Source organism: Mesorhizobium sp. M0715 (assembly GCF_040320355.1).
Lineage (GTDB): Bacteria > Pseudomonadota > Alphaproteobacteria > Rhizobiales > Rhizobiaceae > Mesorhizobium.
The window spans coordinates 74488-89483 of record NZ_JAMYPL010000010.1 but is presented as its reverse complement, the minus strand read 5'-3'; the positions used below and the strand labels follow the sequence as shown (position 1 = coordinate 89483).

Genomic DNA, 14996 nt, shown 5'->3' with positions numbered 1-14996 from the left:
AGGCCACATCGGCCGCGTTTCTTCACACCCCCCTCTGTCCTGCCGGACATCTCCCCCGCAAGGGGGGAGATTGGCAGCTCGCACGACCGCGCCTTTCAAACCTTGGTGATTGGCGAAAGCCAAAACGACATCCAATCTCCCCCCTAGCGGGGGAGATGTCCGGCAGGACAGAGGGGGGTGTTCAAGCGCCGACATATCCCTCAAAACCTCGGAATGTCTGGGAACGGCAGTTTGCCGCCGGAAATGTGCATCCGCCCAAGCTCGGCGCATCGCCGCAGCTGCGGGAACACTTTTCCCGGGTTGAGCAGATGGTTGGGATCGAAGGCGCATTTGACCCGCATCTGCTGGTCGAGATCGATCTGGGTGAACATTTCCGGCATCAGGTCGCGTTTTTCCACACCCACACCGTGTTCGCCGGTCAAGACGCCGCCGACCTTGACGCAGAGCCGCAATATGTCGGCGCCGAAGCTTTCGGCCTTGTCGAGTTCGCCCGGTACGTTGGCATCGTAGAGGATCAGCGGATGCAGATTGCCGTCGCCGGCATGAAAGACATTGGCGACGCCGAGACCGTATTTTTCCGACAGCTCGCGCATGCCGGCGAGCACGCGCGGCAGCTCCTTGCGCGGGATGGTGCCGTCCATGCAGTAGTAATCGGGCGAGATGCGGCCAACGGCCGGAAACGCCGCCTTGCGGCCGGCCCAGAAGCTCAGCCGCTCCTGTTCGGACTGCGATATGCGGCAGGTGGTCGAGCCGTTCTTGTAGGCGATCGCCTCGACCAGCCCGATCAGATGATCGACTTCGACGCCGGGGCCGTCGAGCTCGACGATCAGCAGCGCCTCGACATTGAGGGGATAGCCGGCATGGACGAAATCTTCCGCGGCGTGGATCGCCGGCCGGTCCATCATCTCCATGCCGCCCGGAATGATGCCGGCGCCGATGATGTCGGCAACGCACTGGCCGCCCTGCTCGCTGGTCGGGAAGCCGATCAGCAGTGCACGTGCCGTCTCCGGCTTCTTCAGGATGCGTACGGTAACCTCGGTGACGACGCCGAGCAGCCCTTCGGAGCCGGTCATGACGCCGAGCAGGTCGTAGCCTTCCGCATCAAGGTGACTGCCCCCCAGCCGCACCACCTCGCCATTCATCAGCACCATCTCGATGCCGAGCACATTGTTGGCGGTAAGGCCGTATTTCAGGCAGTGCACGCCACCGGAATTCTCCGCGACATTGCCGCCGATCGAGCAGGCGATCTGGGAGGATGGATCGGGGGCGTAGTAAAAGCCCTCCTGCTCGACGGCGGTGGTGATGCCGAGATTGGTGACGCCCGGCTGGGCAACGACGACGCGATTGGGGAAATCGATCTCGAGGATACGGTTGAAGCGGCTCATTACCAAAAGCACCGCGTCCTCGAGCGGCAGCGCGCCGCCCGACAGCGAGGTGCCGGAGCCGCGTGGCACGACACGGATGTTGCGGTCGTTGCAGTATTTCAGCACGCGCGAAACTTGCGCCACGGTTTGCGGCAGCACGACAACCAGCGGCAGCTGCCGATAGGCGGTCAGGCCGTCGCTCTCGAAGGCGCGCATGGAATTGGCGGCGTCGACGACGCCCTCACCCGGCACGATGATGCGCATGTCGGCGACGATCTCGTCGCGCCGGCGCATCGTGGCGTCGTCTGGTTTCGGCATGGACAGGCCGGACATCAGCAGCCTCACTTCGCTTGACTGGTCAAAATCTTTTACCAGTGAAGTGGGTTGGGTGCAAATCCGGTGGTGGTTGGGAATCCGGCATCAAGGCTGAGGCAAGCTTCCGCAGCGGCAAACTGCCGCTGTCTCACCCTCCCCTTGTGGGGAGGGGCGCGAACGAAGCGAGCGGGGTGGGGGTCCGCGCGGCGCTCTACGAGGACCACCACCCCGTCTCACGATCTTCACTTCGCTGCGATCATGAGCCGACCCTCCCCACAAGGGGAGGGTGAGCAGATCTATTCGCCGGGCGGCTTGCCGGGCTCGGAATGCATCCGGCGCACGCGGCGTACGCCCCACCAGACCAGCAGGATGGCGACAGGCACCGAAGCAGCGGTAACGATCTCCGGCGCGAAGGCATGGCCGAAGATCGAGGCGCCCTTGGCGACATAGCCGACAAGGCCGACCACATAATAGGAGACGGCGGCGACCGAGAGCCCCTCGACGGTCTGCTGCAGGCGCAGTTGCAGGCGGGCGCGGTTGTTCATCGAGGCAAGCAGGTCGCGGTTCTGCTTCTCGACCTCGACATCAACCCAGGTGCGCAGCAGCGTCGTGGCGCGGGTCAGTTTTCGCGATAGATTTTCCTGCCGCTCCTCGACCGAGCGGCAGGTGCGCATTGCGGGTGCCACGCGGCGCTGCAGGAACCCGCGCCATGTGTCATAGCCGGGCACAGCCTCTTCCTCGAGCGCCTCCAGCCGTTCGCCGACGATGCCGTCATAAGCACGGCTGGCGCCGAAGCGGTAAAGGCTCGACGCCGCGTCCGCCTCCAGCTCCGCCGCAAGTTCGGTCAGATCGGCCAGCAAGGTCTGGTTGTCGCGAGTCCCGGCGACCTTCATCTCGAGCGTGGTCTGCGCCAGCCGGTCCTCGATGCGGCGGGCGCGGCCGGACAAGGTCAACGCCAGCGGCAGGCCGAGCATGGCCAGCGTCCGATAGGTTTCGATGTCGATAAGCCGCTGCGACAACGCGCCGGTGCGCGCCGGGGTCAAACCGCGATCGAGCAGCAGCATGCGCGTCAGGCCATCGCCATCCTGGCGAAAATCGGTGACGATGGCGGCGTTTCCGCGCTCGACCAGCGAGTAGCACAGGCTGGTCGGGTCGAAACCGGCTATCAGTTGCTCGCTCGCTTGCGTCCATTTGCGGATTTCGAGCCTGATGCCGGAGATGCAGGTTCCCGGCGGCGAAAACCCGTTGCCGAAGGGTGAGTCCTCCTGCGTCCTGCCGCTTTCGGAAAGCGGCCCTTCCCACAAATAGGTCGAGAATTCGGTGTGCCGCTCCCAGCGCAGCGAGCCCTTGCCCCATTTCATGGCATGGTGGCGGGCCTGGCGGTCGGGCGCGGCGATGCCGAGGCGCCGCGACAGTTCGGAAAGCACCGCGTGGTCGACGCCGGAGCCACCCTCCGTCATGAAGGCGAGTTGCATCAGAACGCGTGGCTTTTCGATTAGCGGATGCGGCCGGGCATGAACCTCGCCGAGTGCGCCGGGCCGCCCCTCATGCGCGGGAAAGCCCATGACGCTGCCGTTGGCGCGCGGCTGGAATTCGAGATCGGACGGGTCGTCTGACACAGCTTGTTCCCTGGGTTCCTTGAACCCTCTTGCACTCGCGTCCCTCTAGTGCCAATGGCCTGACGACGCAAACAGCAAAGTTAGCCGAAGATGACGGCATCAGGGCGGAAAATCGGCCCGCTTTTTGTCAATTGGATAAATAATTTGACCAGTTGGCGAGGCAGGCTCTATTCTGCGACACCGGTTCACCTTCCAGGCATTCTGTTGAGCGACATTTTTTCCAGGATCGAGCATTCGCGCACCGCCGACGAGGTGGTGCAGCAGATCGAGAGCCTCATCCTCGAAGGCGTGCTGCGCACCGGCGACCGGCTGCCGGGCGAGCGCGAGCTTGCACGCCAGTTCGACGTATCCCGGCCGATCCTGCGTGACGCCCTGAAGGCACTGGAAGGACGCGGCCTTTTGACGACAAGGCCCGGCGGCGGCACGCATGTCGCCGATGTCATCGGCCAGCTTTTCACCAAGCCGGTGACGGACCTGATCTCGATGCACCGCAAGGCAGTGACCGATTATCTGGAATACCGCCGCGAGATCGAAGGGGTCGCGGCTGAATACGCGGCACGGCGCGCCACTGCGGACGACATGGCGCTGCTCGACAAGATCATGGCACGCATGGACGATGCGCACCGGACCGGCGACTTCGACGACGAAGCCGAGATCGATGTCGAGTTCCACCACGCGATCTGCGAATGCGCGCACAACATCATCCTTTTGCACACGCTGCGCTCCTGTTACCGGCTGTTGTCGGAGGGCGTGTTCCAGAACCGGCTGCTGGTGTTCAGCGTGCCCGGCGCGCGCGACGCCCTGCTCGCGCAGCACCGCGCGATCCATGCGGCGGTGAAGGCCGGCGATCCGGATGCTGCCCGGCAAGCGGCGATGGACCACATCACCTATGTCGAACGGTCGATGGCGGAGGCCGAGCGCAGCGGCGACTGGCAGCGCGTCTCGCGGCTGAGGTTGAAACAGCGCGTCGACGCCACCGATACAGAACCAGCACGCAAACGCTCCTAGCTATCGAGACGGGAACCCATGAGCCAGATCCTGACCATCGCCGACCTCAAGGACCTCGCCCGCCGGCGCGTGCCGAAGATGTTCTTCGACTATGCCGATTCCGGTTCGTGGACCGAAGGCACGTATCGGGCCAACGAAGAGGATTTCCAGAAGATCAAATTCCGCCAGCGCGTGCTCGTCGACATGGACAACCGTTCGCTGGCGTCGACGATGATCGGCGAAAAAGTGTCGATGCCGGTGGCATTGGCGCCAACCGGCATGACCGGCATGCAGCACGCCAATGGCGAGATGCTGGCGGCTCAGGCGGCGGAGGAATTCGGCGTGCCGTTTACCTTGTCGACGATGAGCATCTGCTCGATCGAGGATGTCGCCTCGGTAACCACGAAGCCGTTCTGGTTTCAGCTCTATGTGCTGCGTGACAAGGATTTCGTGCTCAACCTGATCGACAGGGCAAAGGCGGCGAAATGCTCGGCGCTCGTGCTGACGCTCGACCTGCAGATTCTCGGTCAGCGCCACAAGGACATCCGCAACGGGCTTTCGGCGCCACCCAAGCTGACGCTGACGAACATCGTCGACATGGCCATCCGCCCGCACTGGTGCGCCGCCATGGCCGGCACGAAGCGGCGAACCTTCCGCAACATTGTCGGCCACGCCAAGGGCGTCGGCAACATGGCCTCGCTGGCATCGTGGACGACGGAGCAGTTCGACCCGCATCTGTCGTGGAAGGACGTCGCCTGGATCAAGGAGCGCTGGGGCGGCAAGCTGATTCTCAAGGGCATTCTCGACAAGGAGGACGCGCTGATGGCGGCCAAGACCGGCGCCGACGCGATCATCGTTTCCAACCATGGCGGGCGCCAGCTCGATGGTGCGTCGTCGTCGATCGGCGTGCTGGAAGAGATTGCCGACGCGGTCGGCGACACGATCGAAGTGCATATGGATGGCGGCATCCGCTCCGGCCAGGATGTGCTGAAGGCGCTTTGCCTCGGTGCCAAGGGAACCTATATCGGCCGGCCATTTCTTTACGGCCTGGGTGCACTTGGCAAGGAAGGGGTTACCAAGGCGTTGGAAATCATCCGCAAGGAGATGGACATCACGCTGGCGCTGTGCGGAAAGCGTCTTGTCACCGACATGGGCAAGGACCAGCTCCGGCGCTCGTGACCGCCTGACCACGGAGACACGAAAAATTGGCAGAACCCGGCATCCATTTTCTCGACGCGCATGGGCCGGAAGGGGTGCGTCTCTACGCGATTGGCGACGTCCACGGCCGGCTCGACCTGCTGGCCGCCATGCATCTGCGCATCAGGGCCGAGATCGAGCAGGAGGCGCCTGCCGACTGGCGCATCATCCATCTTGGCGACTATGTCGACCGCGGGCCGGACTCGAAGGGCGTCATCGATTTCCTGATCGAAGCGCAAGAGCGCGACCCTCGTCACCTGATGCTGGCCGGCAACCACGACATCGGTTTTCTCGATTTTCTCAAGACCCCTGACCCGGAAGGGCTTTTCATCCGGTTCGGCGGCATCCAGACGGCACAGTCTTACGGCGTGGCGATCAGTGAAGGCACCAGCGTATGGTTCGGCAAGGCCGAATCGGCCGTGCGCAAAGGACATCAGGCCCTGGTCGAGGCCGTGCCGCAAAGCCACATCGACTTCCTGCGATCACTGCCGTTCTCCGCGATTTTCGGGGACTTCTTCTTCTGTCATGCCGGCATCAGGCCGGGTAATCCTCTGGAGAAGCAAAACCCACAGGACCTGATCTGGATCCGCGACGTCTTCCACAACCACACCGACCTTTATCCGAAGATCGTGGTGCACGGCCACACCCCGGTGCCGGAGGCGGAAGTGATGGCCAACCGCGTCAATATCGACACGCTTGCCTGGCAGTCAGGCATGCTGAGCGCGCTCGTCGTCGACGGCGCGGACAAACGCATCCTGACAATGACGATCAAGGAAGCTTGAGCGTCGCGCGTCGGAAGACGCGAAAGACGCTTCCCGCCTTTAGCGCAGCGAGGCGGTGACGCCGTAACCGTCTACGGCGTTGTGGTTGTTGGCTGCGTCGGCGGCATAGATGCCGAGACCGCACAGCACGATGGCGGACAACATGGCAAAGGACAGAAGCGCTGCTTTCACGGAGGTCATCTCTTGTTGAGCTTTCTGCATCTGTGCACCAGGCGGTTACCAATGCGTTGAAACGGAGAATTCGCTTCAAAGTTTCGACGATTTTGCGCTTCTAGGCATGTTCTGTATCAACGGTGTGTCGCGCGGGTCACACAAAGGTTCATAGCCGTTGCACAGAAGATGCAGAGCGCGCGCCTTCTAGGATGGCGGGCGGACACAAGCCAAGAATGAAACGGTTTTCCCCAGGCGGTTTCACCGCCGCGTGCCAATTATGTCACGCTGGAGGGTGCAGAGAGACCAACGCTCAGATGGTCGCTACCCAGGCGCGGGCAATGGCCAGACCCGCGGCATCCGCATCGGGTCCGTTGCGGGCCATTTCGCCATCGAGCTTGCCGGCCCAGTCGGGATGGCGGGCGGCGATGGTCGGGGCAAAGGATGTGCTCCAGTCCTTGACCATCGGCCGGTCGGCCTCGAAATGGAACTGGAAGCCATAGACGGCGCGGCCGACGCGAAACGCCTGGTTCTCGGCGACATCGTTGCCGGCGAGCCGCACGGCGGCCTCGGGCAGCACGAAGGTGTCGTCATGCCACTGGAAGATCGGGAATTTCTCCGGCAGCGCGCCCAGCACCGGATCGGCCTTGGCGTCCGCCGTCAGCGATACGCCGCGCCAACCGAACTCATTGGCGCCGCCGATGCGGTTTTCGCCGCCGAAGGCACGGGCGACGAGCTGGCTGCCGAGGCAGATGCCGAGCACGGCGCGATCCTTGTCGGCAAAGTCGCGGGTCAGTTCGAGCAGTGCCGGGAAATAGGGGTACTCATCGTCGGCCAGCGCATTCTGGCCCCCGCCGAGCACCACCATGGCATCATGCCCGGCGGCGTCATCCGGCAGGGGATCGCCCCTGTAAGGGAGACGCAGGTCGAGATCGGCACCCGCTTCCGCAAGTGCTGCGCCGACCTGGCCAAGGCCGGTATTGTCGTAGTTCTGGACCACCAGCACCCGCATCACAAAACCCTACTGACATGAAAAAGATGCGACGAGCGATATCATGCCGCTCGCATTGCAGCCAAGATGCGTGTCCGGAGAGAAAACTATGCCACTGCAGAACCGGGTCGATCCGTTCGGTACCATCCACGCCGTGCCTGATCGCGGCCTGTTCACCGGCAATCGCGGCATCATCCACGATCCCGAGACGAAGACGCTCAAGAAGAAGCGCTGGGCGCTTCCGGCCTGGATCATCTGCGTCCGCCAATTCCGCAATGTGCGGCGCGAACCGATGGGCCGCAACCGGAAGGGCGGCAAAGTGGGCTGGACCGAGCTGTTCTTCCTCGACGAGGTGACTGCATTGGCTGGCGGGCATCGCCCCTGCTTCTTTTGCCAGCGCGAACGGGCCAGGGATTTCGTCAGCCGCTTCGGCGACGCCTTCGGCATTGCCGAACCGCGTGCGCCGATGGTCGACAGGCGGCTGCACAAGGAGCGGCTGGCCTCGGGCGGCAGGCCGCCAGTGGTTGCGGTTGAAGACCTTGCCGGCCTGCCGGACGGCGCCATGGTCGCGGATGGCGCCACGGTTTATGCTTTGCGTCGGGGCAAAACGCTGCGCTGGTCGTTTGCCGGATATGGGCATCCCGGCGATTTCGGCTTGCTCAACGGCAAGACACTCTCGCTGCTGACGCCGGCCACAACGCTCGCCGTGCTGGGGCATGGCTTTCGGCCGGTGTGGCATCCGACCGCCGAGGCTTGACGCCGGCAGCCGGCTCGCTCATTCCTCGGCGATGCGCGCCAATTACAAGATGCAACGTCTGTTCGTGCCCGACGATCTCGCGCCGGATGTAGAGTTCGACGCCGGCCAACAGCAGAGCCACTATCTCCGGCATGTGCTGCGGCTTGGCGAAGGCGCCGAAATCCTGGTGTTCAATGGCCGCGACGGCGAGTGGTCGGCGGCCATCGCGGCGAAGACGAAAAGGGCGGTGCGGCTGAAGGTGTCGGCGCTGCAGCGGCCGCAGCCGCCGCTGCCCGATCTCGTCTACTGCTTTGCGCCACTGAAGCAGGGCCGGCTCGACTATCTCGTGCAGAAGGCGGTCGAGATGGGCGCCGGCATCCTGCAGCCGGTCATCACCCAGCACACGCAAGTGGCCAAGCCGTCGATCGATCGCCTGCGCGCCAATGTCGTCGAAGCCGCCGAACAATGCGGCATCTTGGCGGTACCTCAGGTGCACGAAGCCGAAAAATTCGACCGCCTGCTGATCGGCTGGGACACAGGGCGACGGCTGATCTTCTGCGATGAGGATGCTTCGACCAACAATCCGCTGGCCGCGCTGCAGGCGGTCAAGGAAAAGAAGCTTGGGCTGCTGGTCGGGCCGGAGGGTGGCTTTTCCGACGACGAGCGCAAGATGCTGCGCGCCCTGCCCTTCGTCACCGCCATTCCGCTCGGCCCGCGTATCCTGCGCGCCGATACGGCGGCGGTGGCCGCGCTCGCGGTGATGCAGGCGACAGTCGGAGACTGGTAAGACCTCGCCTCTTGCAAGGAATGGGCAGCGCTGCCACGTTCAATTCCTGTTGACCTGTGGCTCAGGATTTTTCGCTTGATCGTCTGCTGACATTTCGTCCATTTAGCGCCGGCGATCGTCCGATCGTCCTACAGCGCCCGCCGCCTTTCGGACGTGCAAAGGACACTGTAGCATTCCATTGGGGCACATGATCCCCAGCGAAAGTCGAAAGCCGATTTTCGGGGTCATGTGCAGAGGGTTCATAATGGCGCGCGATACGACCGATTTCCGCCCGATTGAAGGTGTCGACGAACTCGTCGAGCATCTGGCCGAAGGCAACAAGCCGCGCGACAAATGGCGCATCGGCACCGAGCACGAGAAATTCCCCTTCTATGTCGACGGCAATGCACCGGTCCCCTATGGCGGCGAGCGCGGCATCCGCGCCATTCTCGAAGGCATGCAGTCAAAGCTCGGCTGGGATCCGATCGTCGATGACGGCCGCATCATTGGCCTGGTCGAACCGACCGGTCAGGGTGCGATTTCGCTGGAACCCGGCGGCCAGTTCGAGCTTTCCGGCGCACCGCTGGAGACGATCCACCAGACCTGCCGGGAGGGCAACGCCCATCTGGCGCAGGTGCGCGAGATCGCCGAGCCGATGGGCATCCGCTTCCTCGGCCTCGGCGGCAGTCCGAAATGGTCGCTGGCCGAGACGCCGAAAATGCCGAAATCGCGCTACGAGATCATGACGCGCTACATGCCCAAGGTTGGTACCAAGGGCCTCGACATGATGTACCGCACCTGCACGATCCAGGTGAATCTCGACTTCGAGAGCGAGGCCGACATGCGCCGCAAGATGCAAGTGTCGTTGAAGCTGCAGCCGCTGTCGACGGCATTGTTCGCCAATTCGCCTTTCACCGAAAGCCACCCGAACGGCTTGCAGAGCTGGCGCGGCGACATCTGGCGCGACACCGACAACCAGCGCTCGGGCCTGCTCGAATTCTGCTTCTCGCCCGATTTCGGCTTTGCCGACTATGTCGAATGGGCGCTCGACGTGCCGATGTATTTCGTCATCCGGGACGACCGCTATCACGACATGACCCACATCACCTTCCGCCAGTTCATGGCCGGGGCCGCGCGCAATGCAGTGCCGGACGGGCTGCCGACAATGGGCGACTGGGCGAACCATCTGTCAACGCTGTTCCCGGACGTGCGGCTGAAGCGCTTCCTCGAGATGCGCGGCGCCGATGGCGGGCCATGGCGGCGCATCTGCGCGCTGCCGGCCTTCTGGGTCGGATTGCTTTATGATGAGGCCGCACTCGATGCCGCCGAGGCGCTGACCTCGAGCTGGACGTATGAAGAAACGCTGGCGATGCGCAACGCCGTGCCGGAACAAGGCATTTCCGCACCGTTCCGCAACACCACGCTGCGCGAGATCGCGCGTGACGTGATGGTCATTTCCCGCATGGGCCTGAAGAACCGTGGCAAGAAGAACCGCGACGGCTACGACGAGACCTCCTTCCTCAACACGTTGGACGAAGTCGTGGCGCGCGGCACCACCAGCGCCGAGGAGATGCTATCGGCCTACCACACGCGCTGGGGCGGCTCGATCGAGCCGGTTTTCATGGAATACGCCTATTAACCCTCGGATTTGGCAAAGCTGACCGGCCGGCAAAAGTCGCTTCAATCGGAAGTGGAAACAAACTAGGCTTCTTCGGCGAGGATTTCCGGAGGAGAGACCAATGCCTTCCTTGTTCGACATGCTGACGCAGGCCCAGAACGGCAACGGCATGCAGGCCCTTGCCCAGCAATACGGGCTCTCGATGCAGCAGACGCAAGCGGCGGTCGCCGCGTTGCTGCCGGCCTTTTCGCAAGGGCTGCAGCGCAACACCGCCGACCCTTACGGGCTCGGCGCCTTCATGACGGCGATGGCCAGCGGCCAGCACGCCAAGTATTTCGAGGACGCAACCCGGGCCTTCTCGCCGCAAGGCGTGGATGAGGGCAACGGCATTCTCGGGCACCTGTTCGGCTCGAAAGACCTGTCTCGCGCCGTGGCCAGCCAGGCGGCGCAAGCCAGCGGCGTCAATCAGCAGATCCTGCAGCAGATGCTGCCGGCGATCGCCTCGATGGTCATGGGCGGGCTGTTCAAGCAGACGACAAATCAGATGCAGGCCGCCGGCGGTTTTGGCGGCGGCGGCAACAATCCGCTCGGCGAGATCATCGAGCAGATGATGCGCCAAGGCGGCGCCATGCAGGCCCCGGCGCCGCAGCCGCGCCAGGCGCCGCAGCCCCAGAATCCAATCGACAATCCGCTCGGCAAGGTGTTGCAGGACATGTTCGGCGGCGGTGCGCCTCAGCCACAGCCGCAAAGCCAGCCGCAGCCGCAGCCTAATCCCTACGGCGACAATCCGCTCGGCAAGGTGCTGCAGGACATGTTCGGCGGTGGCGCGCCTCAGCCGCAGCCGCAAGGGCGGACGCAGCCGCAGCCTCAGCAGACACAGAGCCCCTACGGAGACAATCCGCTGGGGAAAATCTTCGAGGAGATGCTGCGGCAAGGTGGCGGTGGCTTAGGCGGCATCCCTGGCGGACAGCCGGCGCCGCAACAGCCTCAAGCGCCCCCACAGCAGCGTCAGGCACCGCAGCCACAGGCCAATCCGAGCGGCAGGCCAACGAATCCGTTCGACGACCTGTTCGGCAAGATGTTCGAGACCGGCGCCCAGCAGCGTGACGACTACCAGAAGGGCGTGGAGACGATCTTCGACCAGTTCAAGCGGGATATGGATCGGCGGTAGGCGGTCTTCGCTGAGGTAGAAAGAGAAAAGCCCGGTCCTGGGAGGACCGGGCAGAGTGCAGGCGGGCCGGGGGGATCCGGCAGGGAGTGGGAGCCTGCATACTCGTCAGTCGCGTCGAACCCCGAAAAGGTTCACGACCTAAACAACAAGCAACAGATCAGGCCACCTTGCGGGCGATGTCCTCGATCGTTTCGACGCGATCGCTGGCGATTTCGCGCAGCATCGCCGTCGGGTCGCGGCCAAACGGCACGTCGATGGCGACGTGCAGGTCGGCGCGCGTCAGGCCGATATCGGCGAGTTCGGCGTCCGACATCTCGCCAAGGCGATAAAAGGCGCGGCGGTTTTTCCAGGCGCGATAGATGTTGGAGACGGTGTTGGCCACGCGAGTCGCAACGGCCGGACGCGAGGTGATGCGCGAGGTCTCGGTGGCGAAATCGAACGTGGTCATTGTCGGTCTCCTTCAGACTCGAACGGGCAAAGCCTTGCAATCGGCGCTGGCGACAGCGGCCGTTCCGGCTTCGATTCACATGCCTTCATGTGGACAATACCAATTTGCCATCGAGTGATTGATTAATCCAACGAATGTTTCTAATCTTTACCATCAACACTAGTGATGGATCATGTCGATGAAATCGCCGCTCGATCTCGATCAATTGCAGACCTTCATCTCGATCGCCGATACCGGCAGCTTCACCAGGGCGGCCGAAGAGGTGCACCGGACCCAGTCGGCGGTTTCGATGCAGATGCGCCGTCTGGAGGAGCGGCTCGGCAAGCCGCTGTTCGAAAAGGACGGGCGCACCAACAGGCTGACCGAGGAAGGCGACAAGCTGCTCTCCTATGCGCGGCGGCTGCTCTATCTCAACCGTGAGACGCTGGCTGCCTTCGATGACCGGCGGCTCGAAGGCACGATCCGCATCGGCACGCCCGACGACTATGCCGATCGTTTCCTGCCCGAGATCATGGCGCGGTTCACGCGCTCCAATCCGCGCGTCGAACTGACCGTCATCTGCGAGCCGACGCCGGGGCTGGTCGAGCATATCAAGCGCGGCAATCTCGACCTCGCGCTGGTGACTCACAACGACGTACGCGGCCAGTCGGAGGTGGTGCGGCGCGAACCGCTGCTGTGGGTCACCTCGGCCAACCATGCGACGCATGAGCAGGAAACGCTGCCGATGGCCTTTGGCCGGCCGAACTGCATCTGGCGGCGCGCCGCCGTCGATGTGCTCGACCAGCAGAACCGCGACTATCGCATCCTGTTCACCAGTTTCTCGGCCACCGTCATCACCGCCGCGGTGCTTTCCGGGCTGGCGATCTCGGTGCTGCCGGAATGCGCGCTGCGGCCCGGCATGCGGGTGCTGAGCGAAGCCGACGGCTTCGGCGCCCTGCCCGATTGCCGCATCGGTATCATGCGCGGCCAGACGTCGCGGCCGGAGATCGTCGATGCGCTCGCCCGCCATATTTCGGAAAGCCTGGACAATATCTCCGTCCCGGTCGGCGAAGACCCCGGGACATTCGATTTCGCAGCACTCGCCTTCACCAAGCTGCGGCGAACCAAGCCGAACCAGATTCTGCCCGGCTGGTAGGCAGGGTCAGGTATGCGGGTTATGAACGGCTGGCCCGACGCAACCGCCTTGACGCGGGCGCCCAACCGTTCCCCAATCGGCCGATGAGCGAAGCAGCATCCGAATCACGCACCAACGCCGCCGAATATACGGTGAGCGAGATTTCCGGCGCGCTGAAGCGCACGGTCGAGGACGTTTTCGGCAATGTGCGGGTGCGTGGCGAAATATCAGGCTATCGCGGGCCGCATTCCTCAGGTCATGCCTATTTCGCGCTGAAGGACGACCGCGCCCGGCTCGACGCCGTGGTGTGGAAAGGCACGATGAGCCGGCTGAAATTCCGTCCCGAAGAGGGCATGGAGGTGATCGCCACCGGTAAGCTCACCACCTATCCCGGCAAGTCCAACTACCAGATCGTCATCGACAATCTGGAGCCTGCCGGCGCCGGCGCGCTGATGGCGCTGCTGGAGGAGCGCAAGCGGCGGCTACAGGCCGAGGGGCTGTTCGATGCCGGCCGCAAGCGGTTGCTGCCATTCATGCCGCGCATCATCGGCGTCGTCACCTCGCCGACAGGATCCGTCATCCGAGACATCATCCACCGCATCAAGGACCGCTTTCCGCTGCACATCCTGGTCTGGCCGGTGCGTGTTCAGGGCGAGATGTCAGGCGCGGAAGTGACTGCTGCGGTCAACGGCTTCAACGCGCTGGCATGGGATGGCGCCATCCAGCGTCCCGATCTGTTGATCGTGGCGCGTGGCGGCGGCAGCCTCGAAGACCTCTGGGGCTTCAACGACGAGGCGCTCGCCCGCGCGGTTGCCGCTTCCGGCATTCCGGTGATCTCGGCTGTCGGCCACGAGACCGACTGGACGCTGATCGACCTCGTTGCCGATGTGCGGGCGCCGACGCCGACGGGTGCGGCCGAAATCGCTGTGCCGGTGAAGGCGGACCTTGAAGCAACGCTTGCCAGCCTCGGTGCGCGGCTGAAAGCGGCGGTCCTGCGCAATTTCGAGCGCAAACGGCAGGCTGCTCGTGCGGCGGCCCGCGCACTGCCTTCGCCCGACCAATTGCTGGCGCTGCCGCGCCGACGCCTCGATGAGGCGACATCCAGGCTCGGCCGGGGCCTGTTGGTCTCCACCGAACGTAAGCGTGCAAGGTTTTTTGCCGTAAAGCTGACACCGGCAATGCTGTCGCAGCGCATTGCCGAGGCGCGGCGCACCAACGAACGCAATCTTTTGCGAGCACAAGGGGCATTGCGAACGTTGGCAAGAGCCCGGCGTGCGGAGCTTAACCGAGCGGCGGATCAATTGCCAAAATGTGCCAGGGCATCGCTGCAGCGGCACAAGCAGCAATTGACCATGCTGCAAGGCCGCATCACGATCGAGCCGACGGCACGGCGGCAACGCGTGCAGAGGGATTTGCTGACAGCTTTGACAAGACGCGGCACGCAAGCAGTGGTGCTCAGGCTGGAGCGCCTGCGCGGCCGCGTCGTCCAGGCCGACAGGCTGATGGCAACACTGTCGCACAAGGCCGTCCTGGCGCGCGGCTTTGCGCTGGTGAGGGATGCGGATGGCGCGGTGATCAAGCAGGCTGCCGATGTGGCGTCGGGAATGGCGCTTTCGCTCGAGTTCGCCGACGGCACCGCCGATGCGGTGGCGATCAGCGGCACGGCAAAACCGAAAGCCGTGGCCAAGCCGGCGGCCAAGGCCAAAGAGCCTGGCAATCAGGGATCCCTGTTCTGACA

14 protein-coding genes are annotated in these 14996 nt (G+C 63.8%); 9 read left to right on the top strand and 5 right to left on the bottom strand.

Annotated elements, in window-relative coordinates:
- Positions 1 to 200: 200 nt before the first annotated feature.
- Both NKI21_RS14840 and NKI21_RS14835 read right to left on the bottom strand, forming a co-directional pair.
- Complete coding sequence (locus NKI21_RS14840) at positions 201 to 1697, bottom strand: FAD-linked oxidase C-terminal domain-containing protein (protein ID WP_352866097.1); 1497 nt, start codon at positions 1695 to 1697, stop codon at positions 201 to 203.
- Positions 1698 to 1975: 278 nt separating this feature from the next.
- Positions 1976 to 3298, bottom strand: a complete 1323-nt coding sequence (locus NKI21_RS14835) for a DUF3422 family protein (protein ID WP_352866094.1) — start codon at positions 3296 to 3298, stop codon at positions 1976 to 1978.
- 204 nt (positions 3299 to 3502) lie between these two features.
- Between NKI21_RS14835 and NKI21_RS14830 the strand changes: the two genes are divergently transcribed.
- From NKI21_RS14830 to NKI21_RS14820, 3 genes are read left to right on the top strand one after another with little or no spacing between them, the layout of a single operon-like run.
- The gene (locus NKI21_RS14830) at positions 3503 to 4306 is read left to right on the top strand and encodes a FadR/GntR family transcriptional regulator (protein WP_023809029.1); all 804 of its coding nucleotides are present in this window, start codon (positions 3503 to 3505) and stop codon (positions 4304 to 4306) included.
- 18 nt (positions 4307 to 4324) lie between these two features.
- Positions 4325 to 5464: an alpha-hydroxy acid oxidase gene (locus NKI21_RS14825; protein ID WP_352761272.1), complete on the top strand. Its 1140-nt coding sequence runs from the start codon at positions 4325 to 4327 to the stop codon at positions 5462 to 5464.
- 26 nt (positions 5465 to 5490) lie between these two features.
- Positions 5491 to 6264 carry a metallophosphoesterase family protein gene (locus tag NKI21_RS14820; protein ID WP_352774889.1) on the top strand — a complete coding sequence of 258 codons (774 nt, stop codon included), beginning with the start codon at positions 5491 to 5493 and terminating at the stop codon, positions 6262 to 6264.
- 39 nt (positions 6265 to 6303) lie between these two features.
- On the opposite strand, the gene NKI21_RS14815 is transcribed toward NKI21_RS14820, so the two are convergent.
- Both NKI21_RS14815 and NKI21_RS14810 read right to left on the bottom strand, forming a co-directional pair.
- The gene (locus NKI21_RS14815) at positions 6304 to 6435 is read right to left on the bottom strand and encodes a hypothetical protein (RefSeq protein WP_013893872.1); all 132 of its coding nucleotides are present in this window, start codon (positions 6433 to 6435) and stop codon (positions 6304 to 6306) included.
- 292 nt (positions 6436 to 6727) lie between these two features.
- Complete coding sequence (locus NKI21_RS14810) at positions 6728 to 7426, bottom strand: type 1 glutamine amidotransferase (RefSeq protein WP_127292765.1); 699 nt, start codon at positions 7424 to 7426, stop codon at positions 6728 to 6730.
- An 88-nt stretch (positions 7427 to 7514) separates the two neighbouring features.
- Between NKI21_RS14810 and NKI21_RS14805 the strand changes: the two genes are divergently transcribed.
- The 4 genes from NKI21_RS14805 (at position 7515) to NKI21_RS14790 (ending at position 11696) form a co-directional block, all read left to right on the top strand.
- On the top strand, positions 7515 to 8162 hold the full coding sequence (locus NKI21_RS14805) for a hypothetical protein (RefSeq protein WP_352610037.1): 648 nt from the start codon (positions 7515 to 7517) through the stop codon (positions 8160 to 8162).
- A gap of 31 nt (positions 8163 to 8193) precedes the next feature.
- A complete protein-coding gene (locus NKI21_RS14800) occupies positions 8194 to 8928 on the top strand; it encodes a 16S rRNA (uracil(1498)-N(3))-methyltransferase (RefSeq protein ID WP_352440704.1) in 735 nt (244 codons plus the stop codon).
- A gap of 244 nt (positions 8929 to 9172) precedes the next feature.
- Positions 9173 to 10546, top strand: coding sequence for a glutamate--cysteine ligase (locus NKI21_RS14795; protein WP_352440705.1), 1374 nt, complete (start codon positions 9173 to 9175; stop codon positions 10544 to 10546).
- 100 nt (positions 10547 to 10646) lie between these two features.
- Positions 10647 to 11696, top strand: a complete 1050-nt coding sequence (locus NKI21_RS14790; RefSeq protein ID WP_352752463.1) for a DUF937 domain-containing protein — start codon at positions 10647 to 10649, stop codon at positions 11694 to 11696.
- Positions 11697 to 11853: 157 nt separating this feature from the next.
- Here the strand turns inward: NKI21_RS14790 and NKI21_RS14785 are convergent, their stop codons facing one another.
- The gene (locus tag NKI21_RS14785; RefSeq protein ID WP_127254768.1) at positions 11854 to 12144 is read right to left on the bottom strand and encodes a DUF1127 domain-containing protein; all 291 of its coding nucleotides are present in this window, start codon (positions 12142 to 12144) and stop codon (positions 11854 to 11856) included.
- A gap of 178 nt (positions 12145 to 12322) precedes the next feature.
- Between NKI21_RS14785 and NKI21_RS14780 the strand changes: the two genes are divergently transcribed.
- Together NKI21_RS14780 and xseA are read left to right on the top strand one after the other, a co-directional pair.
- Positions 12323 to 13279, top strand: a complete 957-nt coding sequence (locus NKI21_RS14780; protein ID WP_027035580.1) for a LysR substrate-binding domain-containing protein — start codon at positions 12323 to 12325, stop codon at positions 13277 to 13279.
- Positions 13280 to 13362: 83 nt separating this feature from the next.
- Positions 13363 to 14994: an exodeoxyribonuclease VII large subunit gene (gene xseA, locus NKI21_RS14775; RefSeq protein ID WP_352440707.1), complete on the top strand. Its 1632-nt coding sequence runs from the start codon at positions 13363 to 13365 to the stop codon at positions 14992 to 14994.
- The last annotated feature ends 2 nt before the right edge of the window (positions 14995 to 14996 follow it).

Coding starts and splice junctions, on each gene's coding strand:
- NKI21_RS14840 (WP_352866097.1), bottom strand. CDS start 1,697: ATGTCCGGCCTGTCCATGCCGAAACCAGACGACGCCACGATGCGCCGG.
- NKI21_RS14825 (WP_352761272.1), top strand. CDS start 4,325: ATGAGCCAGATCCTGACCATCGCCGACCTCAAGGACCTCGCCCGCCGG.
- NKI21_RS14810 (WP_127292765.1), bottom strand. CDS start 7,426: ATGCGGGTGCTGGTGGTCCAGAACTACGACAATACCGGCCTTGGCCAG.
- NKI21_RS14805 (WP_352610037.1), top strand. CDS start 7,515: ATGCCACTGCAGAACCGGGTCGATCCGTTCGGTACCATCCACGCCGTG.
- NKI21_RS14800 (WP_352440704.1), top strand. CDS start 8,194: ATGCGCGCCAATTACAAGATGCAACGTCTGTTCGTGCCCGACGATCTC.
- NKI21_RS14795 (WP_352440705.1), top strand. CDS start 9,173: ATGGCGCGCGATACGACCGATTTCCGCCCGATTGAAGGTGTCGACGAA.
- NKI21_RS14790 (WP_352752463.1), top strand. CDS start 10,647: ATGCCTTCCTTGTTCGACATGCTGACGCAGGCCCAGAACGGCAACGGC.
- NKI21_RS14785 (WP_127254768.1), bottom strand. CDS start 12,144: ATGACCACGTTCGATTTCGCCACCGAGACCTCGCGCATCACCTCGCGT.
- NKI21_RS14780 (WP_027035580.1), top strand. CDS start 12,323: ATGAAATCGCCGCTCGATCTCGATCAATTGCAGACCTTCATCTCGATC.
- xseA (WP_352440707.1), top strand. CDS start 13,363: ATGAGCGAAGCAGCATCCGAATCACGCACCAACGCCGCCGAATATACG.